Origin of the sequence: Pseudomonas sp. 5C2 (assembly GCF_034314155.1) — a bacterium.
Lineage (GTDB): Bacteria > Pseudomonadota > Gammaproteobacteria > Pseudomonadales > Pseudomonadaceae > Aquipseudomonas.
In genome coordinates this window covers 838,246-862,948 of sequence record NZ_JAVIWH010000002.1, presented here as the reverse complement: position 1 = coordinate 862,948, position 24,703 = coordinate 838,246, and the positions used below count along the sequence as shown (strand labels likewise).

22 protein-coding genes are annotated in these 24,703 nt (G+C 56.3%); 3 read left to right on the top strand and 19 right to left on the bottom strand.

The features are described from left to right. Positions 1 to 38: 38 nt before the first annotated feature. The 7 genes from lpdA to sdhC form a co-directional block, all read right to left on the bottom strand. On the bottom strand, positions 39 to 1,475 hold the full coding sequence (gene lpdA / locus RGU44_RS04655) for a dihydrolipoyl dehydrogenase (protein WP_322179544.1): 1,437 nt from the start codon (positions 1,473 to 1,475) through the stop codon (positions 39 to 41). Positions 1,476 to 1,599: 124 nt separating this feature from the next. Next, entirely contained in the window at positions 1,600 to 2,826 is a 1,227-nt protein-coding gene (gene odhB, locus RGU44_RS04650) for a 2-oxoglutarate dehydrogenase complex dihydrolipoyllysine-residue succinyltransferase (RefSeq protein WP_322179545.1), read from the bottom strand. 42 nt (positions 2,827 to 2,868) lie between these two features. Next, the gene (locus RGU44_RS04645; protein ID WP_322179546.1) at positions 2,869 to 5,700 is read right to left on the bottom strand and encodes a 2-oxoglutarate dehydrogenase E1 component; all 2,832 of its coding nucleotides are present in this window, start codon (positions 5,698 to 5,700) and stop codon (positions 2,869 to 2,871) included. A 277-nt stretch (positions 5,701 to 5,977) separates the two neighbouring features. Continuing rightward, positions 5,978 to 6,682, bottom strand: a complete 705-nt coding sequence (locus RGU44_RS04640) for a succinate dehydrogenase iron-sulfur subunit (protein WP_219060805.1) — start codon at positions 6,680 to 6,682, stop codon at positions 5,978 to 5,980. A gap of 11 nt (positions 6,683 to 6,693) precedes the next feature. Then, positions 6,694 to 8,466: a succinate dehydrogenase flavoprotein subunit gene (sdhA, locus tag RGU44_RS04635; RefSeq protein WP_219060804.1), complete on the bottom strand. Its 1,773-nt coding sequence runs from the start codon at positions 8,464 to 8,466 to the stop codon at positions 6,694 to 6,696. Positions 8,467 to 8,469: 3 nt separating this feature from the next. Further along, positions 8,470 to 8,838 (bottom strand): succinate dehydrogenase, hydrophobic membrane anchor protein, encoded by a 369-nt coding sequence (gene sdhD / locus RGU44_RS04630; protein WP_219060803.1) that lies wholly within the window; start codon positions 8,836 to 8,838, stop codon positions 8,470 to 8,472. Continuing rightward, positions 8,832 to 9,206, bottom strand: a complete 375-nt coding sequence (gene sdhC, locus RGU44_RS04625) for a succinate dehydrogenase, cytochrome b556 subunit (protein WP_322179547.1) — start codon at positions 9,204 to 9,206, stop codon at positions 8,832 to 8,834. The genes sdhD and sdhC overlap by 7 nt, the downstream gene beginning before the upstream one ends. A gap of 364 nt (positions 9,207 to 9,570) precedes the next feature. Here sdhC and gltA point away from each other — a divergent pair, with 364 nt between their 5' ends. Further along, positions 9,571 to 10,860 carry a citrate synthase gene (gene gltA / locus RGU44_RS04620; protein WP_322179548.1) on the top strand — a complete coding sequence of 430 codons (1,290 nt, stop codon included), beginning with the start codon at positions 9,571 to 9,573 and terminating at the stop codon, positions 10,858 to 10,860. Positions 10,861 to 10,967: 107 nt separating this feature from the next. On the opposite strand, the gene RGU44_RS04615 is transcribed toward gltA, so the two are convergent. From RGU44_RS04615 to RGU44_RS04575, 9 genes are all read right to left on the bottom strand, one after another. Then, complete coding sequence (locus RGU44_RS04615; protein ID WP_322215870.1) at positions 10,968 to 11,573, bottom strand: START domain-containing protein; 606 nt, start codon at positions 11,571 to 11,573, stop codon at positions 10,968 to 10,970. Positions 11,574 to 11,645: 72 nt separating this feature from the next. After that, the gene (locus RGU44_RS04610; protein WP_322179550.1) at positions 11,646 to 11,903 is read right to left on the bottom strand and encodes a YkgJ family cysteine cluster protein; all 258 of its coding nucleotides are present in this window, start codon (positions 11,901 to 11,903) and stop codon (positions 11,646 to 11,648) included. Between the two features lie 98 nt (positions 11,904 to 12,001). Then, positions 12,002 to 12,298 carry a hypothetical protein gene (locus RGU44_RS04605; protein ID WP_322215867.1) on the bottom strand — a complete coding sequence of 99 codons (297 nt, stop codon included), beginning with the start codon at positions 12,296 to 12,298 and terminating at the stop codon, positions 12,002 to 12,004. 432 nt (positions 12,299 to 12,730) lie between these two features. Continuing rightward, positions 12,731 to 14,170 carry a PLP-dependent aminotransferase family protein gene (locus RGU44_RS04600; protein WP_219060797.1) on the bottom strand — a complete coding sequence of 480 codons (1,440 nt, stop codon included), beginning with the start codon at positions 14,168 to 14,170 and terminating at the stop codon, positions 12,731 to 12,733. 217 nt (positions 14,171 to 14,387) lie between these two features. Beyond that, a complete protein-coding gene (locus RGU44_RS04595; protein ID WP_407074636.1) occupies positions 14,388 to 15,170 on the bottom strand; it encodes an OmpA family protein in 783 nt (260 codons plus the stop codon). 41 nt (positions 15,171 to 15,211) lie between these two features. Beyond that, positions 15,212 to 15,565 carry a DUF4398 domain-containing protein gene (locus RGU44_RS04590; RefSeq protein WP_322215865.1) on the bottom strand — a complete coding sequence of 118 codons (354 nt, stop codon included), beginning with the start codon at positions 15,563 to 15,565 and terminating at the stop codon, positions 15,212 to 15,214. Positions 15,566 to 15,575: 10 nt separating this feature from the next. Continuing rightward, on the bottom strand, positions 15,576 to 16,400 hold the full coding sequence (locus RGU44_RS04585) for a substrate-binding periplasmic protein (RefSeq protein WP_322215862.1): 825 nt from the start codon (positions 16,398 to 16,400) through the stop codon (positions 15,576 to 15,578). A 123-nt stretch (positions 16,401 to 16,523) separates the two neighbouring features. Continuing rightward, positions 16,524 to 17,453 carry an electron transfer flavoprotein subunit alpha/FixB family protein gene (locus RGU44_RS04580; RefSeq protein WP_322179556.1) on the bottom strand — a complete coding sequence of 310 codons (930 nt, stop codon included), beginning with the start codon at positions 17,451 to 17,453 and terminating at the stop codon, positions 16,524 to 16,526. Next, a complete protein-coding gene (locus tag RGU44_RS04575) occupies positions 17,454 to 18,203 on the bottom strand; it encodes an electron transfer flavoprotein subunit beta/FixA family protein (protein WP_219060792.1) in 750 nt (249 codons plus the stop codon). A 403-nt stretch (positions 18,204 to 18,606) separates the two neighbouring features. Here RGU44_RS04575 and RGU44_RS04570 point away from each other — a divergent pair, with 403 nt between their 5' ends. Beyond that, entirely contained in the window at positions 18,607 to 20,271 is a 1,665-nt protein-coding gene (locus RGU44_RS04570) for an electron transfer flavoprotein-ubiquinone oxidoreductase (protein ID WP_322179557.1), read from the top strand. An 81-nt stretch (positions 20,272 to 20,352) separates the two neighbouring features. Here RGU44_RS04570 and RGU44_RS04565 read toward each other — a convergent pair whose 3' ends face one another. Next, entirely contained in the window at positions 20,353 to 21,252 is a 900-nt protein-coding gene (locus RGU44_RS04565) for an AraC family transcriptional regulator (protein WP_322179558.1), read from the bottom strand. A gap of 182 nt (positions 21,253 to 21,434) precedes the next feature. On the opposite strand from RGU44_RS04565, the gene RGU44_RS04560 reads away from it, so the two are divergent. After that, positions 21,435 to 22,487, top strand: coding sequence for an NAD(P)-dependent alcohol dehydrogenase (locus RGU44_RS04560; protein WP_322215860.1), 1,053 nt, complete (start codon positions 21,435 to 21,437; stop codon positions 22,485 to 22,487). A gap of 1 nt (position 22,488) precedes the next feature. Here the strand turns inward: RGU44_RS04560 and RGU44_RS04555 are convergent, their stop codons facing one another. Together RGU44_RS04555 and RGU44_RS04550 are read right to left on the bottom strand one after the other, a co-directional pair. Then, positions 22,489 to 23,307 carry an IclR family transcriptional regulator gene (locus tag RGU44_RS04555; RefSeq protein WP_322179560.1) on the bottom strand — a complete coding sequence of 273 codons (819 nt, stop codon included), beginning with the start codon at positions 23,305 to 23,307 and terminating at the stop codon, positions 22,489 to 22,491. A 56-nt stretch (positions 23,308 to 23,363) separates the two neighbouring features. Further along, positions 23,364 to 24,674, bottom strand: coding sequence for an MFS transporter (locus RGU44_RS04550; RefSeq protein WP_322215858.1), 1,311 nt, complete (start codon positions 24,672 to 24,674; stop codon positions 23,364 to 23,366). Positions 24,675 to 24,703 lie beyond the last annotated feature (29 nt).

Sequence of the window (24,703 nt, the reverse complement as noted above, 5' to 3'; positions counted from 1 at the left end):
GGCTCACGACGGGCAGTCCGTCGTGGCTTCTTATTGTCTTAACGTTTCTTTTTATTCTGGATGTGGATGGCGCCACCATTCACTGCCAGTGCTGCTTCATGCAACGCTTCGGACAACGTCGGGTGAGAGAAAACCATCATCCCGATATCTTCAGCACTGCTGCCGAATTCCATAGCGATTGCGCCCTGCTGTACCAACTCTGCTGCGCCTGGACCAATAACGTGAACGCCCAATACGCGGTCAGTCCTGGCGTCGGCGATAACTTTTACAAAGCCGCCGGTATCGTTTGCAGCCATGGCACGGCCACTGGCAGCAAACGGAAAGGTGCCAACATTAACTTCAACGCCTTCAGCCTTCAAGGTTTGCTCGGTTTTACCGACCCATGCGATTTCCGGATGGGTGTAGATAACCGAAGGAATCAGGTCATAGTTGATCTGGGCTTTGTGGCCCTTGATACGCTCAACGACCATGATGCCCTCTTCCGAGGCCTTGTGCGCCAGCATCAGACCACGAACCACGTCACCAATGGCATACACGCCTGGAACGCTGGTAGCGCACTGATCATCAACGAAGATAAAGCCGCGTTCGTCGATGGTCACACCGCTGTCGGAAGCCAACAACTCAGTAGTCACCGGACGACGGCCAACAGCAACAATCAGCTTGTCGAAGGTAATGGTCTGTTCGCCAGTGGCGTCAGTGTAGGTCACCACAACTTCTTCGCCGCTGACCTTGGAACCGGTCACGCGTGCGCCAAGCTTGATGTCCAGACCTTGTTTGGTGAAGGTCTTCAAGGCTTCTTTGGAAACCTGCTCGTCAGCCGCTGGAATGAATTTTTCCAGAGCTTCGAGGACAGTGACTTGTGCACCCAGACGAGCCCAGACCGAACCCAGTTCAAGGCCGATCACGCCAGCGCCGATCACGCCCAGGCGTTTCGGAACTTGCTGGAATTCAAGGGCGCCGGTGGAGTCGACGATAATGTTGTTATCGACCGGTGCAGGAGGAATGTCGATTGGACGCGAGCCAGAAGCGAGGATCACGTTTTCGGCTTCGATCACTTCAACCGTGCCATCAGGGCGGGTCAGTTCGACTTTCTTGCCGGCCAGCAGCTTGCCGTGGCCCTGCAGGGAAATCACACCATTGGCTTTGAACAGGCTGGCTACGCCGCCAGTCAGACCTTTAACGATGGCCGATTTACGACCAACCATGGCGGGTACATCCATGGTCACTTCGGACGTCGAGATACCGTGGACTTTGAAGCCGTTTTTAGCTTCGTAGAATTTCCAGGAGCTATCCAACAGCGCCTTGGAAGGAATGCAGCCAACGTTCAGACAAGTACCGCCAAGGGCCAGTTTGCCCTCCTTGTCCTGATATTTCTCGATGCAGGCAGTCTTGAGACCAAGTTGCGCTGCCTTGATAGCGGCAACATAGCCGCCAGGGCCAGCACCAATCACTACCAAATCGAATTTCTGGGTCATGAGTCATTCCTTTTTCAAATCAAACCGGACGGTCCCTTGTGAGGACCGTCGTGGGACGAAGCTGGTTCATTCAACAATCAGGCAGGACATCGCGATCAACCGCGACCCTGCCCGACAGACGAAATCAGATATCCAGCAGCAGACGAGCCGGGTCTTCCAGCAAGTCCTTGATGGTAACCAGGAAGGTAACTGCTTCTTTACCGTCGATCAAACGGTGGTCATACGAGAGTGCCAGATACATCATCGGCAGGATCACGACCTCACCCTTGACCGCCATTGGACGCTCCTGGATTTTGTGCATACCCAGAATAGCGGCTTGTGGCGGGTTGACGATCGGGGTCGACAGCAACGAACCGAAGGTACCACCGTTGGAGATGGTGAAGGTACCGCCAGTCATGTCGTCCATGGTCAGCTTGCCGTCTTTGGCTTTCTTGCCGAAGTTGGCAATGCCGCCTTCGATTTCAGCCAGGCTCATCAGTTCGGCGTTACGCAGCACCGGCACAACCAGACCACGGTCGCTGGACACGGCAACACCGACGTCGGAGTAGCCGTGGTAAACGATGTCAGTGCCGTCGATCGAGGCATTGACCGCAGGGTAGCGCTTCAGCGCTTCTGTGGCCGCTTTCACGAAGAACGACATGAAGCCCAGACGTACGCCGTTGTGCGACTTCTCGAACAGGTCCTTGTACTTCGAACGCAGGTCCATGACCGGCTTCATGTTGACTTCGTTGAACGTAGTCAGCATCGCCATGTTCGACTGAGCATCAACCAGACGTTCTGCAACCTTGGCACGCAGGCGGGTCATAGGAACGCGCTTCTCAACCCGATCACCGGCAGAGAACACTGGAGCAGCCGCAGCGACTTTGGCAGGCGCAGGGGCAGCGGCTGGAGCGGATTTCTTCGCTTCAATCGCAGCGACCACGTCTTCCTTGGTCACACGACCATCTTTACCAGTGCCTTTGACGTTGTTCAGGTTGATGCCGTTTTCTTCAGCCAGCTTGCGCGCAGCTGGAGCACCGATTGCATCTTCGTCGCCAGCAGCAGCGGCTGGAGCCGCCGCTGCTTGGGCTGTTGCAGCAGGAGCGGCAGCCACTGGAGCAGCAGAGGCAGTAGCGCCTGCATCCAGGGTTGCGATCAGTTCATTGGACAGGACAGTCTCGCCCTCGCCCTTCACGATCGATGCCAACACGCCGTCAGCTTCAGCCAACACTTCGAGAACAACTTTGTCAGTCTCGATGTCGACCAGCAGCTCGTCACGCTTTACCGCTTCGCCCGGCTGTTTATGCCATTTGGAAATGGTGCCATCGGCAACTGATTCCGGGAAAGAGGGGGCTTTGATCTCGATAGCCATTATCTGTAATTCCTTAAATTCGGTTTCTAATGCACGAAGGCGTTAAACAGTGAAGGCATCTTGCAGCAGTTTTGCCTGCTGCTCGGCGTGCATTGATGCATAACCACAAGCAGGAGCCGCAGAGGCGTCACGACCAGCGTACTCAAGGACCAATGCCTTGTTGTGACCGCTGATGATACGACGCATGTGATGCTGGCTGCAGTACCAGGCGCCCTGGTTCATTGGCTCTTCCTGACACCAGACGATGTGCTTGAGGTTTTTGTACGGGCCCAGGACTTCGATCAAGTCGTCTTCCGGGAACGGGTACAGCTGCTCAATACGTACGATGGCGATGTCATCACGACCTTCGGCACGGCGTTTTTCCAGGAGGTCGTAGTAGACCTTGCCGCTACACAGCACGAGGCGACCTACTTTTTCCGGATCCTGCACGTCGACTTCTGGAATAACAGTCTGGAACGAACCTTCAGCCAGATCTTCCAGGGTCGAAATTGCCAGTTTGTGGCGCAACAGGGACTTCGGCGTCAGCACAATCAGCGGTTTACGCAGCGGACGAATGACCTGACGACGCAACAAGTGGTAGATCTGAGCCGGGGTCGTCGGTACGCACACCTGAATATTGTGCTCGGCGCACAATTGCAGGTAACGCTCCAGACGCGCAGACGAGTGCTCTGGCCCCTGACCTTCATAACCGTGCGGCAGCAGCATGGTCAGACCGCACAGACGGCCCCACTTGTGCTCGCCACTGGTGATGAACTGGTCAATAACCACTTGGGCACCGTTGGCGAAGTCGCCGAACTGGGCTTCCCAGATAACCAGTGCATTAGGCTCGGTGGTCGAATAACCGTATTCGAACGCCAATACCGCTTCTTCCGACAGCAGGGAGTCGTACAGGTCGAAACGTGGCTGACCTTTGTACAGATTCTGCAGAGGAATGTAGGTAGCGCCATCTTTCTGGTTATGCAGCGTCGCATGGCGGTGCGAGAACGTACCGCGGCCGATGTCCTGACCGGTCATGCGAATCGGATGACCTTCGAATGCCAGGGTCGCGTACGCCATGGTTTCGGCGTAACCCCAGTTGATCGGCAGGCCGCCAACTTGCATTTTCTGACGATCTTCGTAGATCTTCGACACCTGGCGCTGAACCACGAAGCCTTCTGGCAGCTCCATCAGTTTGGCGGACAGTTCTTGCAAGGTCTTCAAGTCGAAACGGGTGTCGTGACGAGCAGTCCAGGCATGGCCCAGATATGGACGCCAATCGACGAACAGTTCTTTGTTCGGCTCTTTGACCAGGCTTTTTACTACATGCAGACCGTCGTCCAGCGCATTGCGATAGTCGTCGATTTTTGCCTGCACGCGCGCGTCGTCGAGAATACCAGCCAGGGTCAGGCGCTCGGCATACAGCTCGCGAGTGGTGCGCTGTTTGGCAATCTGCTGGTACATCAACGGCTGGGTACCGCTTGGTTCGTCAGCTTCGTTGTGGCCACGACGACGGTAGCAGACCAGATCGATCACCACGTCACGCTTGAACTGCATGCGGTAGTCGATGGCCAACTGGGTCACGAACACGACGGCTTCAGGGTCATCACCATTCACATGGAGAATCGGCGCCTGAATCATCTTGGCAACGTCGGTTGCGTACTCAGTGGAGCGCGCGTCTTCCGGGTTGCTGATGGTGAAGCCAACCTGGTTGTTGATGACGATATGGACCGTGCCGCCCGTCTTGAAGCCGCGAGTCTGCGACATCTGGAAGGTTTCCAGGACCACGCCTTGACCTGCGAACGCAGCGTCACCGTGGATGGAAATTGGCAGAACCTTGTCACCGGTCGGATCGTTACGACGATCCTGACGTGCACGCACCGACCCTTCTACCACAGGAGAAACGATCTCCAGGTGAGACGGGTTGAATGCCATCGCCAAGTGGACTTCGCCACCGGCTGTCATCACGTTGGACGAAAAGCCCTGGTGATATTTAACGTCACCGGAACCGAGCTCGACCTTTTTCTTGCCTTCGAACTCGTCGAACAAATCGCGCGGGTTCTTGCCGAAGGTGTTGACCAGGACGTTCAGACGTCCCCGGTGGGCCATGCCGATCACGATTTCTTTGGTGCCGTAAGAGCCCGAACGCTGGATCAACTCATCCAGCATCGGGATCAGGCTTTCGCCGCCTTCCAGACCGAAACGCTTGGTGCCGGGGTATTTGGTACCCAGGTATTTTTCCAGGCCTTCAGCGGCAGTCACGCGCTCGAGCAAGTGGCTTTGGATGTCAGCGGAGAACGCTGGACGCCCGCGCACGCTTTCGAGGCGCTGCATAAACCAGTTACGCTGCTCGGAATCGACAATATGGGTAAATTCAGAGCCAATGGTGCGGCAATATGTCTGCTGCAACGCTTCGAGAATTTCGCGTAGGCTAGTTTCCTCTTTGCCGATGAACAAATCCCCGGCGCGGAAGGTTGTATCAAGATCAGCGTTCGTCAGACCGTAATGATTGATCGACAAGTCGGCTGGCGCAGGACGTTGCCACAATCCCAGCGGATCGAGTTGGGCGCCCTGATGGCCTCGCATCCGATAAGCCTGGATCAGTCGCAAAACTTCAACCTGCTTCTTCTCGTGTTCGCTGCTCACGCTACCGGCGGAAACCGGCTGGGCGCGGCGCTGGTTTTTGGCCAGCAACACAAAGTGATCGCGGATTGTCGAGTGCGAAACATCGGTGGCAGTGCTGCCGTCAGCTGGCAACTTCTGAAAGTAGGTGCGCCATTCTTCTGGCACAGCGTTAGGGTCGTGCAGGTAGAGCTCGTAGAGCTCTTCCACATAGGCAGCGTTACCACCGGAAAGGTGGGCACTGTTCCACATGCGCTGCATCACGCTTTCTTGCATGCTTGGTCACCCTCGGTAAGGGGACACCACCGGCGAAGACACCGCAGTAAACCTGACAAAGTCCATGTGAAACGACTCAGACAAGCCACCAAGGTTCACGCAGATAGTCCGGGTACCAGCCCGGATGCCCCTGCTGGTCTCATTTCTTCAAAGTAAGAGCCGCAGCTTTATGAGCTACTGCTCAGGTTAAAACTACGGCGCCGGTTGAAGCCTGCGCCGCAGCTAGTACAGGTACATCAGTTACGGGTGTTGCGGTGCTACGAGTACAACAGTCAAATCAGACGCCGCTTTGCAGCAGCATGCTGCGAACGTGACCGATAGCCTTGGTTGGGTTCAGGCCCTTCGGACACACGTTCACGCAGTTCATGATCCCGCGGCAGCGGAAAACGCTGAACGGGTCATCCAGCGAAGCCAGACGTTCCTGGGTATGAGTGTCACGGCTGTCAGCCAGGAAACGGTAGGCTTGCAGCAGTGCAGCTGGACCGAGAAACTTGTCAGGGTTCCACCAGAAGGACGGGCAGGAAGTCGAGCAGCAAGCGCACAGAATGCACTCGTACAAACCGTCCAGCTTCTCGCGTTCTTCTGGCGACTGCAGACGCTCGATGGCCGGAGCCGGCGTGTCGTTCAGCAGGTAAGGCTTCACCTTCTCGTACTGCTTATAGAAGATGCTCATATCGACGACCAGGTCACGAATAACCGGCAAACCAGGCAGTGGACGGACCACCAGCTTGTTGCCCTTGACCACGGCAGACAGCGGCGTGATACATGCCAGGCCGTTTTTACCGTTGATGTTCATGCCGTCTGAGCCACACACGCCTTCACGGCAAGAGCGACGATAGGAGAAACCCTCGTCCTGCTCTTTGATCAGGGCCAGCACGTCCAGAACCATCAAGTCTTTACCGTTGGTATTGACCTTGAATTCCTGCATGAACGGTGCAGCGTCCTGATCCGGGTTGTAGCGATAAACACTGACTTGCAACATATCGGCCACCCTTAATAAGTGCGGATCATGGGCTGGAAAGTCGGAACAGTCTTCGGCGAGAAGTTCACGGCACGCTTGGCTACGCGTTTTTCACCCGGGAAATACAGGGTGTGGCACAGCCAGTTCACGTCATCGCGATCTTCAAAGTCTTCACGGGCATGAGCGCCACGGGACTCTTTACGATTTTCTGCGGCAATCGCGGTAGCTTCGGCAACTTCCAGCAGGTTTTGCAGTTCCAGAGCTTCGATCCGAGCCGTGTTGAACGCTTGGCTCTTGTCGTTGATCTTGACGTTGGCGATGCGCTCGCGCAGGCCTGCCAACTGAGCAATACCCTTCTGCATGTATTCGCCAGTACGGAACACACCAAAGTAGTTCTGCATGCAGCTTTGCAATTCTTTACGCAGCGAAGCGACGTCTTCACCGGTGGTCCGCGCGTTCAAGCCAGCAAGGCGCTCGAGTGCGAAGTCAACATCGGTTTCAGTTGCGCGGCGGTATTCAACACCTTCACGCAGGCTTTGTTCCAGATGGATACCGGCTGCGCGGCCGAAGACCACCAGGTCGAGCAACGAGTTACCGCCCAGACGGTTAGCCCCGTGCACCGATACACAAGCCACTTCGCCGACAGCGAACAGACCTGGAATGATGGTGTCAACGCCAGCAGCGTTCTGGGTGATTGCCTGACCATGAATGTTGGTGGCAACACCACCCATCATGTAGTGGCATGTCGGAACCACAGGAACCGGATCGGTCACTGGATCGACGTGAGCGAATGTCTTGGACAATTCGCAGATACCTGGCAGACGGCTGTGCAACACTTCTTCGCCCAGGTGATCGAGCTTGAGCATTACGTGATCGCCATCTGGACCACAACCGTTACCGGCGATGATCTCTTTAACCATGGAGCGTGCTACCACGTCACGACCAGCAAGGTCTTTGGCGTTCGGAGCATAACGCTCCATGAAACGCTCGCCGTGCTTGTTGATCAGGTAACCACCTTCACCACGGCAACCTTCTGTAACCAGTACACCTGCGCCGGCGATGCCGGTTGGGTGGAACTGCCACATCTCGATATCCTGAACCGGCACGCCTGCACGCAGCGCCATGCCGATACCGTCACCGGTATTGATCAGTGCGTTGGTGGTCGACGAGTAGATGCGACCAGCGCCGCCAGTGGCCAGTACCGTCGCGTTTGCGCGGATGTACGAAGTTTCACCGGTTTCGATGCAGATCGCGATGATACCGACGAACACGCCGTCCTGGTTTTTCACCAGATCCACTGCATAGTATTCGTTGAGGAATACAGTGCCGGCTTTCAGGTTGGCTTGGTAAAGAGTGTGCAACAACGCGTGACCGGTACGGTCGGCAGCTGCGCAAGTACGTGCAGCCTGACCGCCCTTGCCAAAGTCTTTTGATTGACCGCCAAATGGACGCTGATAGATGCGGCCTTGCTCGGTACGGGAGAACGGCAGACCCATGTGCTCAAGTTCGAAGACCGCTTCAGGGCCTACGGAACACATGTATTCGATAGCGTCCTGGTCACCGATGTAATCGGAGCCCTTGACGGTATCGTACATGTGCCAGCGCCAGTCATCGTTTGGATCTGCGGAGGCGATGGCACAGGTAATGCCACCCTGAGCAGAAACGGTATGGGAACGAGTCGGGAATACCTTTGTAACTACAGCGGTCTTGTGACCGCCCTGGGCCAGCTGCAATGCTGCGCGCATGCCAGCGCCGCCGCCACCAATGATGATAGCGTCAAAAGAAAGCGTATTAATGTTAGCCATGAATCAGATACCCCAAAGAATCTGCACACCCCAGACGAAGTAAGCGAACATCGCGATGCCGCAGACAGCCTGGAAGAGGAAACGTACTGCAGTCGCGGACTTGCCCAGCGCCATCGGCGTCAGGTAATCGGTTGCGATGGTCCACATGCCAACCCAGGCGTGAGCGCCCAGAGCAACAAAGGCCAGCAGACTGAAGATACGCATCGCGTTGTTAGCGAACAGCGCGTGCCATTGGGCGTACCCCAGGCCAGGGTTCGCGATGAGGTACCCGATCAGGAATATGAAATAAGCCGCGAGCACGACCGCAGATACGCGCTGCGCCATCCAGTCATAGAGGCCCGAACGCGACAGGTTAGTGACGTTGGTTACCATATCCATACTCCCGCCAGAACGATCAGCACCGCGGAGACGGCGAGAACGATTTTCGAGCCCAGTTTGCCGCCTTCCAGCGTTTCACCGATGCCCATGTCCATGATCAGGTGGCGAATACCTGCCACCAAGTGATACAGCAAGGCGGACAGCAGGCCCCAAATTACTAGCTTGGCTAGCACACTGGTCAAACACGCCTTCACTTCCCCGAAACCTTCCTCAGAGCCCAGCGATTTGCCCAATGCATAAAGCATGATGGCAAGGCCGACAAAGAGGATGACACCGGAAATACGGTGAAGAATGGACGTGTAAGCAGTGACTGGGAGTTTGATGGTCCTTAGGTCGAGGTTTACAGGTCGTTGGCTATTCACGGCTTTTTTTCACACTTGAAGAGCCCCTAACAATCAGGGCAAAGTTGTTGGGAAGTGCACTGGTCAGGTACCCACCACCCAGGGAGTGACGACCCCTATGAAACAGGCCCTAAAGCCCCCGGCGGTCGGAGCCAGAGTATAGACAGTTAGGTCACTAATGACAACGCGCAGACTTCACGCTAATAGGCAATTGCGCCCGACTTATAAAAGGCGTAAACGGCTCGGATCTTCATGAAAAAACCTCGCCCAAAGCCCCCAGCAGCAAGACTTTAGGCAAATTGACTTTAAGATTTATCTCACTATAGTGGTGCGGGCCCTGCGTGGGGGGTCTGTCTGATGATTTGAAGCATATATAGGAGGCCACATGGCTGACAAAAAAGCGCAGTTGATCATCGAGGGCGCAGCCCCCGTCGAGCTGCCAATTCTGACCGGCACCGTGGGTCCCGATGTAATCGACGTTCGCGGTCTAACCGCCACCGGCCACTTCACATTCGACCCTGGTTTCATGTCGACCGCCTCTTGCGAGTCGAAGATTACCTATATCGACGGTGACAAAGGCATCCTGTTGCACCGCGGTTACCCGATCGAGCAGCTTGCTGCACAATCGGACTACTTGGAAACCTGCTACCTGTTGCTCAACGGCGAACTGCCAACGACTGAACAGAAAGCCCAATTCGTGATCACCGTGAAGAACCACACGATGGTGCACGAACAGTTGAAGACATTCTTCAACGGTTTCCGTCGCGACGCTCACCCAATGGCCGTTATGTGCGGCGTGGTGGGTGCCCTGTCGGCGTTCTATCACGACTCTCTGGACATCAATAACCCGCAGCATCGTGAAATCTCCGCGATCCGTCTGGTTGCCAAAATGCCTACTCTGGCAGCGATGGTGTACAAATATTCCATGGGGCAACCCATGATGTACCCGCGCAACGACCTGAACTACGCAGAAAACTTCCTGCACATGATGTTCAACACCCCCTGCGAGATCAAACCGATCAGCCCGGTGTTGGCCAAGGCAATGGATAAGATCTTTATCCTGCACGCCGATCACGAGCAGAACGCGTCGACCTCTACTGTGCGCATGGCTGGCTCCTCAGGGGCCAACCCGTTCGCCTGTATCGCTGCCGGCATCGCAGCCCTTTGGGGTCCGGCACACGGCGGCGCCAACGAAGCAGTATTGGCTATGCTCGATGAAATTGGCGATGTCTCGAACATCGACAAATTCATTGCCAAGGCCAAAGACAAGAACGATCCGTTCAAGTTGATGGGCTTCGGTCACCGGGTTTACAAAAACCGCGATCCGCGCGCCACCGTGATGAAGCAGACCTGCGACGAAGTACTCAGAGAGCTGGGCATCACCAACGATCCGCAGCTGGAACTGGCCATGCGTCTCGAAGAGATCGCCCTGACCGACCCGTACTTCATCGAACGCTCCCTGTACCCGAACGTAGACTTCTACTCGGGCATCATCCTGAAAGCTATCGGCATTCCGACCAGCATGTTCACCGTGATCTTCGCCTTGGCGCGGACTGTCGGCTGGATCTCGCACTGGAAAGAAATGCTCTCAAGCCCGTACAAGATTGGCCGTCCTCGCCAGCTGTACACCGGCTACGTGTCTCGCGACATCGTGCCGCTGGAAGATCGTAAGTAAGACTGCAAACCATTCTCGACCTCAACCATCGGGAATAAAAAAGGGCTGCCATTGGCAGCCCTTTTTTGTACCGCAGGGAAAGTTGCCCCCCCGACGATCAGAATCGATTACTTCTCTGCCTTCTCTTTCAACGCCTTCAAGGTATTGAAAGGAGCGTCCACCACAAACTTGTTGGCCAGCCAGGACGGCACGCTACCACCCGGCTCTGTATGAACCTGATACGTCACTTCAGTTTGATCGGCACCTTTGGGAACGAACTTCCAGAGACCTTCTACTTGCGCAACCCGCACAAAGCCTTTTTCCTCGGGGATATACGTTGGCACGCCCTTTAGCGTGCGCGTCAGGGTGCCATCAGCGCCCTGCTCGGAAGTCACCAGCAACACTGAGTCGCGCGGAGTCACAGGCCAAGGCGTATTGAACTGAGCGTAAGTCCACGTCCTGACGCCGTCAGACTTGAGCAACTTCTGCGACTTGCATTCATGAATCCAGGTACAAGCGCCCACAACATCTTCCTGCAGGCCGCGCAACTTGGCCACACTTGCCTTGATTATAGTGATACCGCGATAAGCCTTGTACTTGGAGCCCGCCACTTCGCTCAAGGAGATATTGATACCCCCCTCATCCTTCGCAACTTTCCAGTCTTCAGCCTGAGCGGCAGCAGCCATCAATACAGTCAAACCACACACAACAGCTATCCGATGCAGCGAACCCATTGTTTTATTCCTTGTTGTCGAAGTTCTGGTAAACCGGTTTGCGGGAAATCAGTTCTGCTTAAGTAAAGGCCATCAAGCCACTGCGGTCGCTTGCTCCCACCAGCCAATCAGACGAATAGCCTCCGCCTGGTTCGACCCGCAGACCTCCTCATCCGCCGAAAACGCACTGCACACCGCAGGCCGATCAGGCCTGCCGAACAAAGCACACAGCGATTCGACAGAAAGATGCAGGCAACGTTCTCCTGCGGCCTTGCCATTGGGCATGCCAGGAATAGGCGAACTGATGGAGGGTGCGATGCAGCAGGCCCCGCAATCTGGACGACAGTCCATAACGAATATCCTCGCGACCGGCAATGGTTAAAGTCGAAGGATATTACCCGCTTAAACGCCCGTTTGAAATCAGTCTGACGGCAGACTGTTCTTTAGCGCTACTGCTTGAACTCGAAATCGAGGGCAGCACCCTCGACTTCCCGCCGATTTTCGTCGCGCATTTGCAGCTTCATTGCGTTATTCAGTAAGCGGCCGTTGAGCTGGAAAGGACCTTCCGGAGCCGTTTTTTTCTCGCCAAACATGGGTGGCAATAAAGACTTGTTAACGATGGGCGCCACCGTACCAACGGGTGCCATCTCCTTGACCATATCTGTCGGCAGACTCAAGTCCAGATTCGGCTGGGAGAGACGAGCTTGCCGCACCACTTCACTCGCAGGCTTGGTCTTGCTGGACATTGGTGCGCGAGGCTTGGCAGGGGGCGATTCGGATGTGGCTTTGCTGGAGACAGTCTTTTGTACTGACGCCCTGGCCGAGGAGGTCACCACTACCGGAACCACCGGAATGTTAGGTTTCAACTCATGGATATGCACCTGCGGTGCGATTGGCGCAGGCGGCACGACGACCGCCCCCCCCCCGGCGCCCACTGGTATACCTGACGCCGCCCCAGACACGACCTTGGGCACCGGCGCAGCAGGTTTTTCAGGACCACAGGCACTCGCCAGTACAATTAACAGCAACCCGATACAACGAAGAAAATTCATAGACATAAATGGCAGCAAGGCAGAGGGCCATATGCTGGCCTGTTGAAGGGTTCATGACAAGCCAGCAGATTCAAACCGGACGAGTAAAGAGGCGCCGAGCACAGTACTCACCCGCGGGGTAATACCTCAGTAAGCTTGCGCCGTTTCTTGACACAGTTGCTTGGCGAGCATGCCCAAGGTCATCAGTGCGCGCTCCGCTTCGCGGTTCCACGGGATACCACAGTTGAGTCGAATACAGTGATTGAACTGTTCTGTATTGCTAAAAATAAGCCCCGGCGCGATGCTGATTCCCTGCTCCAGGGCGCGTACATGCAACTCTTGAGTGTTAACCCGCCCAGGCAAGCTTACCCACAGAATAAATCCTCCCGTCGGCCGACTCATTTGAGTCCCTTCAGGGAAGTACTGTTGCACCGCCAACTGGAACGCGCTCAAATTTTTGCGGTACTCCAGGCGAATGAACCTTAAATGTCGGTCATAACCGCCATTTTCCAGGTAAGCAGCAACGCCCATTTGGGTGACGCTGCATGCCGAATGAGTGCTGAATGTCTGTAATCGCTGGATTTCTGCTTGATACTTTCCGGCAATCGTCCAGCCGATACGCACACCAGGCGCCAAGGTCTTGGAAAAACTCGAGCAATAAATCACCCTACCCAACCGATCAAAGGCCTTCAACGCTTTGGTTCGCCCGAGTTCAAACATCAACTCGCCATAAATGTCGTCTTCCACAATCTGAATATCAAAATCCGAGGCGAGTCGCAACAGATGCTTCTGTCGCTCTTCAGGCACGGTCCCTCCCAATGGATTACTCAGACGCGACGTCATCACCAACGCCTTGATCGACCACTGGTTGGCCGCCAACTGCAACGCTTCAAGGCTGATGCCGGTGGCAGGATCACTCGGAATCTCGATGACCTTGAGCCCCAGAAGGTCGGCCATTTGCAACAAACCATAATAGGTGGGCGACTCAGTCGCGATCAGATCACCGGGCCTGGTCAGTACCCGCAAGGACATTTGCAACGCATCGACACAACCGTGGGTAATCACCACCTCGGACGGATCGACCACCACCCCGGCATCGCGCATGCGAATGGCAACCTGACGGCGCAACGGCTCGAAACCGGGACTGAACATATAGCTAAAAGCGCGCGGACTCTGAAAACGCGTCACTTTTGCCAGTTGCTGATGCAACGCCCGCACTGGCAGATAGTCTACGTGAGGCACTGCAGCCCCTAACGGAAATACACCTTCACGGCGTGACTCGACTAAAACCTGCTGGATGATGCTACTGCGGGTGACCAGACCAGGACGCTCTACGCGAGCAATGTCCGGAGTGGGCGCAGTCAACGCCGGTGTCTGGTGCACGTAATAACCCGACTGCGGCCGCGCCCGGATCAAACCTTGATCTTCAAGGTTTGCATAGGCCTGCAACACTGTTGCATGACTCACATTGAGCTGCGAACTCATTTTGCGTACAGAGGGCACGCGCTCACCGGGCTGATAGACACCCCGGCGAATATCCTCAGCCAGCTGCTGAGCAATGCGTTGATAAAGTAGAAGATTGGTCATGACGCGGCCCTCGATGCTGCTGACAACTTATTTTTATAGAGTGTTCAAGACGGGTGACTACCGTAACAGTAGGGAAGTGTACGGGGACAGTTTCTAGAAATGATAGCCCTCCTCAGCAGTGATAAAACAATTCCATCGAAAAACCCCCTGTTCGCCCCCATTTTTCTCAAAAAAAACCCGGCACCTTGCGGTTACCGGGTTTCTTTAACGAGAACGCCTAGCGCGCTGCACCCAAATGGCCTTTGTCGTCGGAAAAAACGATTTCAACCCGACGATTCTGCGCCCTTCCACGCTCCGAGGCATTCGCTTCGACAGGGAATTCATCCCCATAGCCTTCGACCTGAAGACGCTTCTCGTCAATACCCAGATCCATCAGCAAATCAGCCACCGACTGCGCCCGATCCCTGGAAAGCTCAAGGTTTTCCTGCTTGCCGCCTGTGCTGTCGGTATAGCCTTCGATCCGCACGACGCGCTTGGGATTAAGCTGAAGAAATTGCACCAACTTGAGCACCGTGCGATTGGCCGAACTTTTTAGCTCAGCGTTCCCCGTATCAAATAGTACGTCGCCCAGGGTCATGACCAGACCGCGATCAGTCTGGATGGTGGCCAGAGCAACCATCTGCTCCTCCAGCCATTTGCCTTGCTGCTGCACACTGGACAATTTGGCTTCACGCAACGCGAGTTGCAGGCGCTGACGGTCTAGCTCCGACTTGGCCAACTGTTCCTGATTGAGCATCAGGTTAGTATGCTCGCGAGCAATTTCGCTGTAGCGGCCGCTAAGGTAAGCGTAATGGCTGACGTCTGCGCCACTGCCCCAATAGCCGGACAAACGCTCGGCACGCCCTAACAATTCGCCGGCACGAATAACATCTTTGGGGGCGCCGCGCAGAACGTTGGTATCTTCTCTGACTTTCTGGAAGTCGGCACTGGCTTGCTGCACTGCCCGCTCGCTGTTCTGGTGCCCTGCACAACCATAAAGGCCAGCCGAACCCAGCAGCATGACTGCACTGATGATACGAGGGATACGATTCACTGAGCGACTCACTGAACGTCTCCCACTTGCTTACGCAGACGATTGAGGCGAGTGTTCAGCTGCATTATTTGCTCCTGACTCTTCTGGGTCAGGACGCGTGCTTCGGCGAGCCGCGCATCGAGTTCCGACTGCTCGGCCTGCATGCGAGCCTCTTTGAATGATTGGTTGGCCATGTCGGCGCGAGCCTGAATCAGTTTCGACTGGGCCAGTGTCAGCTCTGGGATTTCTTCGGTGGCACCCACCGCCTTGGCTTGATCCACTGCTTGCTCGGTCAGTCGTAACTGTTCGATCGGTGCCGGATCGTTGGCACAGCCGACCAGAGCAGCAAAGGCTGTGGCGGCGAATAAAGCTCGAATACTCACGAAAACATTCCTACTTGTTTGGGACGGTGGCTGGCAGCAGCAACTGCGCTTTCCAGAGTTCCAGATTGCGTTTCACCGCCTCGCCTGACAGGCCGGAGGCGGCCGATTCTGTCATCTTTTTGGCCAGCTGTCCGCGTAACCAAGGATCATTGCAGGCTGAATTGAATGACAACGCCAAGTACAGCCCCTGCTTATCCAGTGGCAAAGGCTGCGCAACCAGGTCCGCAGACACCCCCAATGCCTGGGCCATCGCCAGACCGGCGTAACGGCCCGCCAGTACATATTCAACCTGCCCCAGAATCAATTTTTGAAACGCCTGAGTCAGATTCTCGGTGCGTTCAAGTCTCAGATGCTCACTGACTAGCGCCTCAAAGGGTTGTGTGAAGCGAATTTTGTTCGATACCGCGCCTGGGTGATCGCGCAGATCGGCAAGCACATTGAAGGGCTGCGCATGATCATGTCGAGTCCAGACAACGATTTCGTTCTGGGTGATCGAAGGATGAATGTAATCAAGCGATTCAAGTTCCGACTTCTTCAACGGCGCGTCGGCCAACAGGTCCATACGCCCACTGCGCACTTCTTCCAACGCCTGACTGCGCTTACCTGCATACAGCAGCTCTACTTTCAGGCCCAACTCTTCAGCTGCTTGTTTGAGCAGGTCGGCATTGGCGCCCATCAGGTGCTTCGGGTCTTGGGGGTCACGCCATAAATAAGGCGGCGCATCAGGGCTGCCTGTCACGATCAGACGCTCACATTTGCCCGCGGCGAAACTCAGTGATGGCAACATGAACACGCCTAAAAGAAGCGATGGCAATAGCAGCCGAGGCCTGCTCATAGGTCAATCCTTAATCGAATCCAATAAAAAACCCGCTCATCGAAGGCCGTGGGAATCTGCGGCGTAGCGCAATTTCACACAGCCCGAAATGAACGGGTTCTCTTTATAAATGAAGAGCCTGGATTAAACCAGCTTCTCAAACTCAGGAACGGCTTCGAACAAATCAGCCACCAGGCCGTAATCAGCCACCTGGAAGATCGGCGCTTCTTCATCCTTGTTGATCGCAACGATCACTTTGGAATCTTTCATACCGGCCAAATGCTGGATCGCGCCGGAAATACCGACCGCAATGTACAGTTGTGGCGCAACGATTTTGCCGGTCTGACCGACCTGCATGTCGTTGGGTACGAAACCTGCGTCGACTGCGGCGCGCGAAGCACCCACAGCAGCGCCCAGCTTGTCGGCCAAGGCGTACAGGTGTTTGAAGTTCTCGCCGTTCTGCATGCCACGACCGCCGGAAACGACGATTTTGGCAGCCGTCAGTTCTGGACGATCGGACTTGGCCAGTTCTTCGCTAACGAAGGTGGACTTGCCAGCATCGTGAGCAGCCGAGACCGCTTCAACAGAAGCCGAACCGCCTTCAGCCGCCACCGGATCAAAACCGGTGGCACGCACGGTGATCACTTTGACCGCAGCCGAAGACTGCACTGTCGCAATGGCGTTACCGGCATAGATCGGACGCTTGAAGGTGTCAGCGCTTTCAACGGCGATGATCTCGGAGATCTGGTCAACGTCCAGCTGCGCAGCAACACGCGGCAGGATGTTTTTGCCGTTGGACGTAGCAGCAGCCAGGATGTGGCTGTAAGCCTTGCCCAGCTCGGCAACCAGCGGCGCGACGTTTTCCGGCAACTGATGAGCGTAAGCCGCATTATCAGCGACCAGTACCTTCGAAACACCGGCGATTTTCGCTGCTGCTTCGGCGACTGCACCGACGTTGGCACCGGCCACCAGTACGTGAATATCACCACCGATTTTTACAGCGGCAGCCACGGTGTTCAGGGTTGCCGGGGCAACGACACCATTTTCATGTTCAGCAATAACCAAGATAGTCATTTAGATTACCTTCGCTTCGTTTTTCAGTTTCTCGACCAGTTCAGCCACCGACTTGACCTTGATGCCTGCGCTGCGGGTAGCCGGCGCTTCAACTTTCAGGGTTTTGGTCGTGGAGGCGGTAGAAACGCCCAAAGCGTCCGGAGTCAGCACTTCAAGAGGCTTCTTCTTGGCTTTCATGATGTTTGGCAAGGAGGCGTAACGTGGCTCGTTCAGACGCAGGTCTGTGGTCACGATCGCGGGCAGGCTCAGGGACACCGTCTGCAGGCCGGCGTCGACTTCACGCGTGACGCTGACTTTGTCGCCAGACACTTCGACTTTAGAGGCGAAGGTGCCCTGAGCGTAGCCGCTCAGTGCAGCCAGCATCTGGCCGGTCTGGTTGTTGTCGCTGTCGATGGCCTGTTTACCCAGGATCACCAGCTGCGGTTGTTCTTTGTCGACCACAGCCTTGAGCAACTTGGCCACGGCCAGGGAGTTCAGTTCGTCGGCGCACTCAACGAGGATGGCGCGATCAGCACCCAGAGCCAATGCAGTACGCAGTTGCTCCTGAGCGGTGGTCGGACCAATGGAAACGACGACGATCTCGGTCGCAACGCCTTTTTCTTTCAGGCGGACGGCTTCTTCTACAGCGATTTCGCAGAAGGGGTTCATCGACATTTTGACGTTAGCGAGATCGACGCCGGAGTTGTCCGCTTTGACGCGAACCTTGACGTTGTAGTCGACCACTCGTTTGACAGCTACAAGAACCTTCATGGATTCCTCGTTACTCTCCGGTGAAAAGAAAATCGCCCGGGCGGACCTGGCGATTGATACGCGTCGGTAAAAAGGACACCTCTAAAAACAACTGCACCGCGCTCACAACGCTTTTTAGAGGTGCCCTTTGAAACCAGCGGTCAGCCTACGGCGAGCGCAAAACCGCCCGTATCTTGACCGGAACGTCTTTTCTGGTCAATACGCTAAAACGGTCAGATATGAGTAGCGCGTCTTTGATTTATCTGGCCTGCAGCAAATTCAAACAAACGTTTGTATTGGACCTGAGCGATGGTCCAGATATAATGCGTGCCTTTGCGGCGCGCAGGTCGGTCAATGTTACTCGCGACCCGCGCTAGTTGCTTCATATAAAAAAAACTGTTGAGCCCTGAGTAGGAGATAGCCTGTGGAACGCGAATACATGGAATTCGACGTCGTCATCGTCGGCGCAGGCCCCGCGGGTCTTTCCGCCGCTTGCCGACTGAAGCAGAAGGCCGCCGAAGCCGGAAAGGAAATCAGCGTCTGCGTGGTGGAAAAAGGCTCTGAAGTGGGCGCGCACATTTTATCCGGTGCCGTGTTCGAACCTCGCGCCCTGAACGAATTGTTTCCGAACTGGAAAGAGCTCGGCGCGCCTCTGAACACCCCGGTCAAGCGCGACGATATCTTTGTACTCAAAAGTGCCGACAGCGCAACTAAAGTACCCAACCTCTTTGTGCCTAAAACCATGCACAACGAAGGTAACTACATCATTTCCCTGGGCAATCTGTGCCGCTGGCTGGCTCAGCAGGCTGAAAACCTGGGTGTCGAAATCTACCCGGGCTTTGCCGCCCAGGAAGCACTGTTCGACGAGAACGGCGTGGTACGCGGGATCGTTACCGGCGATCTGGGCGTTGACCGTGAAGGCCATCCTAAAGAGGGTTACTTCACCCCTGGCATGGAACTGCGCGGCAAGTACACGCTGTTCGCCGAAGGTTGCCGTGGCCACATCGGTAAACAATTGCTCAAGCGCTTCAACCTCGATACCGAAGCCGATGCGCAGCATTACGGTATTGGCCTCAAAGAAATCTGGGAAGTCGACCCGGCCAAGCACGAGCAAGGCCTGGTGGTCCACACCGCTGGCTGGCCATTGGACGTAATGGGCACCGAGAACACTGGCGGCTCTTTCCTTTATCACCTGGAAAACAATCAGGTGGTGGTCGGCCTGATCGTTGATCTGTCCTACTCCAATGCCTTTCTGTCACCGTTTGATGAATTCCAGCGCCTCAAGCACCACCCGGTGATCAAACAGTACCTCGAAGGCGGCAAGCGCATCAGCTACGGCGCGCGCGCCATCTGCAAGGGCGGCTTGAATTCGCTGCCGAAAATGGTCTTCCCGGGCGGCGCGCTGATCGGCTGCGACCTCGGCACCCTGAACTTCGCCAAGATCAAGGGCAGCCACACCGCCATGAAATCCGGCATGCTCGCGGCTGATTCGGTGGCTGATGCCCTCTTCGCTGGCAAGGAAGGCGGTGACGAACTGAACACCTACGTTGAGGCCTTCAAAGCCAGCTGGCTCTACGATGAACTGTTCGCCAGCCGTAACTTCGGCCCGGCGCTGCACAAGTTCGGTCCGATCCTCGGCGGTGCGTTCAACTTCATCGATCAGAACTTCTTCGGCGGCAAGATCCCGTTCACCCTGCACGACACCAAACCGGATTATGCGTGCATGAAGCTCGCGGCCGACTCGAAAAAGATCGATTACCCACGCCCCGATGGCAAGCTCAGCTTCGACAAGCTCAGCTCGGTATTTCTCTCCAACACCAACCATGAAGAGGAACAACCCTGCCACCTGAAGCTGGCCGATCCAAGCATCCCGATTGGCACCAACTTACCGCTGTACGACGAACCGGCGCAGCGCTACTGCCCTGCCGGCGTGTATGAAGTGGTGACCAAGGAAGACGGTGAGAAGCGCTTCCAGATCAACGCGCAGAACTGCGTGCACTGCAAAACCTGCGACATCAAAGACCCTTCCCAGAACATTACCTGGGTAGCGCCTGAAGGCAGTGGCGGTCCGACTTACCCGAACATGTAAGGCTGATCAAACATCAAGGCTCCTTCGGGAGCCTTTTTGTTGAGTCCGAAAAACCACCTGCCTGCACCTGAACGATCAGCATTATGGATGAGCACCCATCGCTTCATCCCCCGGGCTGTGCTCGAAGTAACGCTTATATTCCCGACTGAATTGCGACGTACTTTGATACCCCACGCGCAGGGCAACCTGCGCCACACCGATGCCTTCGGCGATCAACATCCGCTGCGCCTTGAGCAGTCGTAGACGCTTCAGATACTGCACCGGGGACAACAGGGTGCCGCGCTTGAAGTGCTCATGGAAGGTCGAGGCACTCATGTTTGCGCAGCGAGCCAGGGTCTCGACGCTGAGCGGTTCCGCATAATGCGCATGCAAATGGCTTAACGATGCAGCAACACGGGCAAACGGCCCTTGCTGCTCGACCAGCGCCCGCAACACACTCGCCTGAGGGCCACGCAGCGCGGCATACAGTACCTCTCGCAAACGCGTGCGGCCCATGATCTGACACTCCATCGGATCATGCAGGCAGCGCAACAAGCGCTCGACACTTTCGCGCATGCCCGCGTCAAGCGCGGCGGAGCTCATGGACTCCAGGGTCTGGGGTTGAGTGTCACGCCCCGGCATTAGCCCCATGGCCAGCACCAACTCCCCCAGCATGATCCGGTCAATGCCAATCGAGATGCCGAGCAACGGCACTTCGGGTGTGGCAAAGGTTTCGCACTCGAAGGGCATCGACAACGCCTGAACCAGATAGCGCCCCGCGCCATATTCCAGAGTGCGCGGCCCCAGGTAGGCCAGTTTGCTGCCTTGAGCAATGATCATCAGGCTTGGCTCGTAAATCTGCGGGCAACGCGCCACATTGCTGCGAGCCGAAACGATTTGCACCTCAGGCAATAGCGTCGGCAGAAACCCCGGACGAGTGGCGAGCGGCTGGATCAACGAGACCAGTGTTGCATTGGCATCAAGGTGGCGGGTCAACAACATGGGAATCCAGCTTCGCAAGAGGAATAGACAGCGCCATCATCGCAGATCCGCCCAAAAAAATAGCCAATCAGCGCTGATGCCGGAGGAATAGGCAAGATAGCCGGAGGAATGACCATGGCCGGTCATGCCTTGCACGGGGACAATAGCTCGCATCACCCAGTCATTGTTTTGCGAGGTTCACTATGTATAAAGCCATCGGTTACGCCGCCCAGTCGGCCACCGCCCCCCTCGCCCCCATGAACTTCGAACGCCGCAGCCCTCGGGCCGATGACGTGGCCATCGAGATTCTCTACTGCGGCGTCTGCCACTCCGATATCCACCAGGCACGCAACGAATGGGGGATCGCCGTCTATCCCTTGATGCCAGGCCACGAGATCGTTGGCAAGGTGACCGCTGTCGGCGCAGACGTCAGCCGCTACAAAGTCGGCGATAAGGTCGGGGTCGGTTGCATGGTCGATTCCTGCCGCCAATGCGAAGCCTGCAACGCTGACCTGGAGCAGTATTGCCTGGAAGGACCGACCCAGACTTACGCGTCGAAAGACCGCGTCGACGGCAGTATCACCATGGGTGGTTACTCTGACAGTATCGTGGTCAGCGAGCGTTTCGTCGTGCGCATCCCAGAGAAACTGGACTTGGCCAGCGCGGCGCCAATTCTCTGCGCAGGGATCACCACGTACTCGCCACTCAAGCACTACAACGTGAAACCGGGCGACAAGGTCGGCATCCTCGGCATGGGCGGTCTGGGTCACATGGGTATCAAATTCGCCAAAGCCATGGGCGCCGAAGTGACCCTGTTCACCCGCTCCGAGGCCAAGGCAGAGGAAGGCCGTCTTCAGGGCGCCGACCATGTAATCGTGTCAACCGATGCCAAACAGATGGCAGCCGCAGCCGGCCATTTCGACTTCCTGCTGGACACCATTCCGGTGCAACACGACCTCAACCCCTACCTGCAAACCCTGCGTTTCGATGGCGTGCATATTCTGGTGGGGCTGGTCGAGCCGGTGGAACCTCCAGTGCATTCGGCCAACCTGGTCACGAAACGTCGCGTGCTGGCAGGCTCGATGATCGGTGGCATGGCGGAAACCCAGGAAGTCCTGGACTTCTGCGCCGAGCATGGCATCACCTGCGACATCGAGATGCTCGACATCCGCAACATCAACGACGCCTTCACTCGAGTGGTCGCGGGCGACGTGAAGTACCGTTTCGTCATCGACATGGCGAGCTTGAAAGCCTGATTCAGGCTTTGGCCCCTAACTCGGCCGAGAGTCGCGCTGCGGTCTGTTTGATCAGCGGGATCAGCTCGGCCATTTTCTCCAGGGGCATATAAGGCACGGTACTGGCAATACTGATGCCAGCAACGATTCGGTTGCTGGCATCACGTACCGGCGCGGCGACACAGCGAATCGACGGTTCGTTGTCCTCCAGATCAAACGCATAGCCCCCCGCGACATAGTCCTGCATTCGCTGCTGGAACTGTTCCCAGGACTGTTCCTGATGCTGCGGCCACACCATGGATTTTCCGTCGACTGGCAAACTGACCTGATACAGACGCTGCCACTCGTCCTGCGTGCAATCAATCATCAACGCCTTGCCAATCCCGGTGCGCGCCAACGGCATGCGATGACCGACCCGCGAGCGCATTTCGGGACCATTGCGACCTGGATTTTTGTGCAGATACAGCACGTCATCACCCTCACGAATCGCCAAGTGCACGGTATCCCCGGTCAGCGCTGACAACTCGTCGAGGTATGGACGCGCCAAAATTGCCAGCGGCACTTCCTCACGGGCCTGAAAACCCAGCTCGATCAGCTTGGGCCCGAGCAGGTAACCCACCTGTGGCAAAACCCGCAGATAACGCTCCTCCACCAGACAACTGACCAGGCGATGGGTCGTGCTGCGCGTGGTGCCGATAACCCGGGCAATTTCCTTGAGGTCACGGGCACCGCTGGCCACGGCCTGAACCACACCAAGCCCACGCAACAGGGTTTGGGTACCGGTTGGCGAGACGTCCTTGGTGGCGTTGCTTATCGCAGGGTTGAGTGAATCGTGCTGCATATCACGCCTTATTCATTCAGAAAGCTGACGGCATTATTGTCGCCAGCTTGCCTCGGTTACAACTCGATGCGCTCGACCTTCCCCACCAACAGAATGTACGACAGCGCCCCTACCAGCGCCAACACGGCTACGTAGGTGATCGCGGGCGCAAAAGAATCCCCTGTTGCCAGAAAACCGATCACGATGGGTGTGGTGATCGCCGCCAGGTTGCCGATGAAATTAAAGGTGCCGCCGGTCAATCCCAGCAATCGGGCTGGCGCCAGAGTCGACACCAGCGACCAGGTGATCGACGCCAGCCCGTTACCGAAGAACGCTAGCGCGAGAAAGGCGATCACCAGCGGTGTCGACTCGACGTAGTTGGCGCCTATGATTGAGGTCGAAATCAGCAACCCGCCGATAATCGGCAACTTGCGGGCAAAACCCACGCTGCTGCCGCGACGGATCAGCCAATCGGAGAAGAAACCCGAACAGAGCACACCCACGAATGCCGCAAGAAACGGCAGTGAGGCCAGTAAACCGGACTTTATGAAGTCCATGCCACGGTACTTCACCAGGTAAGTCGGGAACCAGGTCAGGAAGAACCACAGCGTCGAGTTCAGACAGAACTGGCCCAAATAGATGCCCCAGAGCTTGCGCTTGCTCAGGACGATCCCCAGATCCGGCCAGCTGAAACCGCGTTTGTTTTTCTCGGTACTGGTCTGGATATCCACCAGCCCGCCCCCGTCGCGAATCAGCTCGATTTCCGCCTGATTGACGCCGTTGAAATCACGCGGCTCGCGATACACCAAAAACCACACCAGTGCCCAGATGACACCCACGGCACCGGTGCTGACGAAGACCATGTGCCAGCCATACTGCGCCTGCAACCAAGCCAGAACCGGCGTCAGAAACGCCAGCCCGACAAATTGCCCGGACGTATAAAACCCAATCGCTGTCGCCCGCTCACGCTCCGGGAACCAAGTGGTTACCACGCGGCTGTTGATCGGATAAGCAGGCGCTTCCAGGGCGCCCACTGCCATACGCAGAACAAACAGCGCGATAAAACTGGCCGCGAAGCCGAGCATGATGGTCGCCAGTGACCACAGCAACAGCGCGACGGCATAGAGAATCCGCGGCGGTACGCGGTCCACCAGCCAGCCGCCGGGGATCTGCATCGCGGCGTAGGTCCAGCCGAAAGCGGAAAAGATCAAACCGACATGAATCGGATCGATCCCCAGCTCCGTGGTCAGGGCCGGTGCAGCAATCGACAGGTTGGCGCGATCCAGGTAGTTGATCACTACCGTAATGAACAACAGCACCATGATGAAAAAACGCTTACGGCTCGGCGTCACTAATGACGCCTTTCCTGCGAAGGTCTGAGGTTGCATGGGGTGCCTCTTATTATGATTATTTGAGG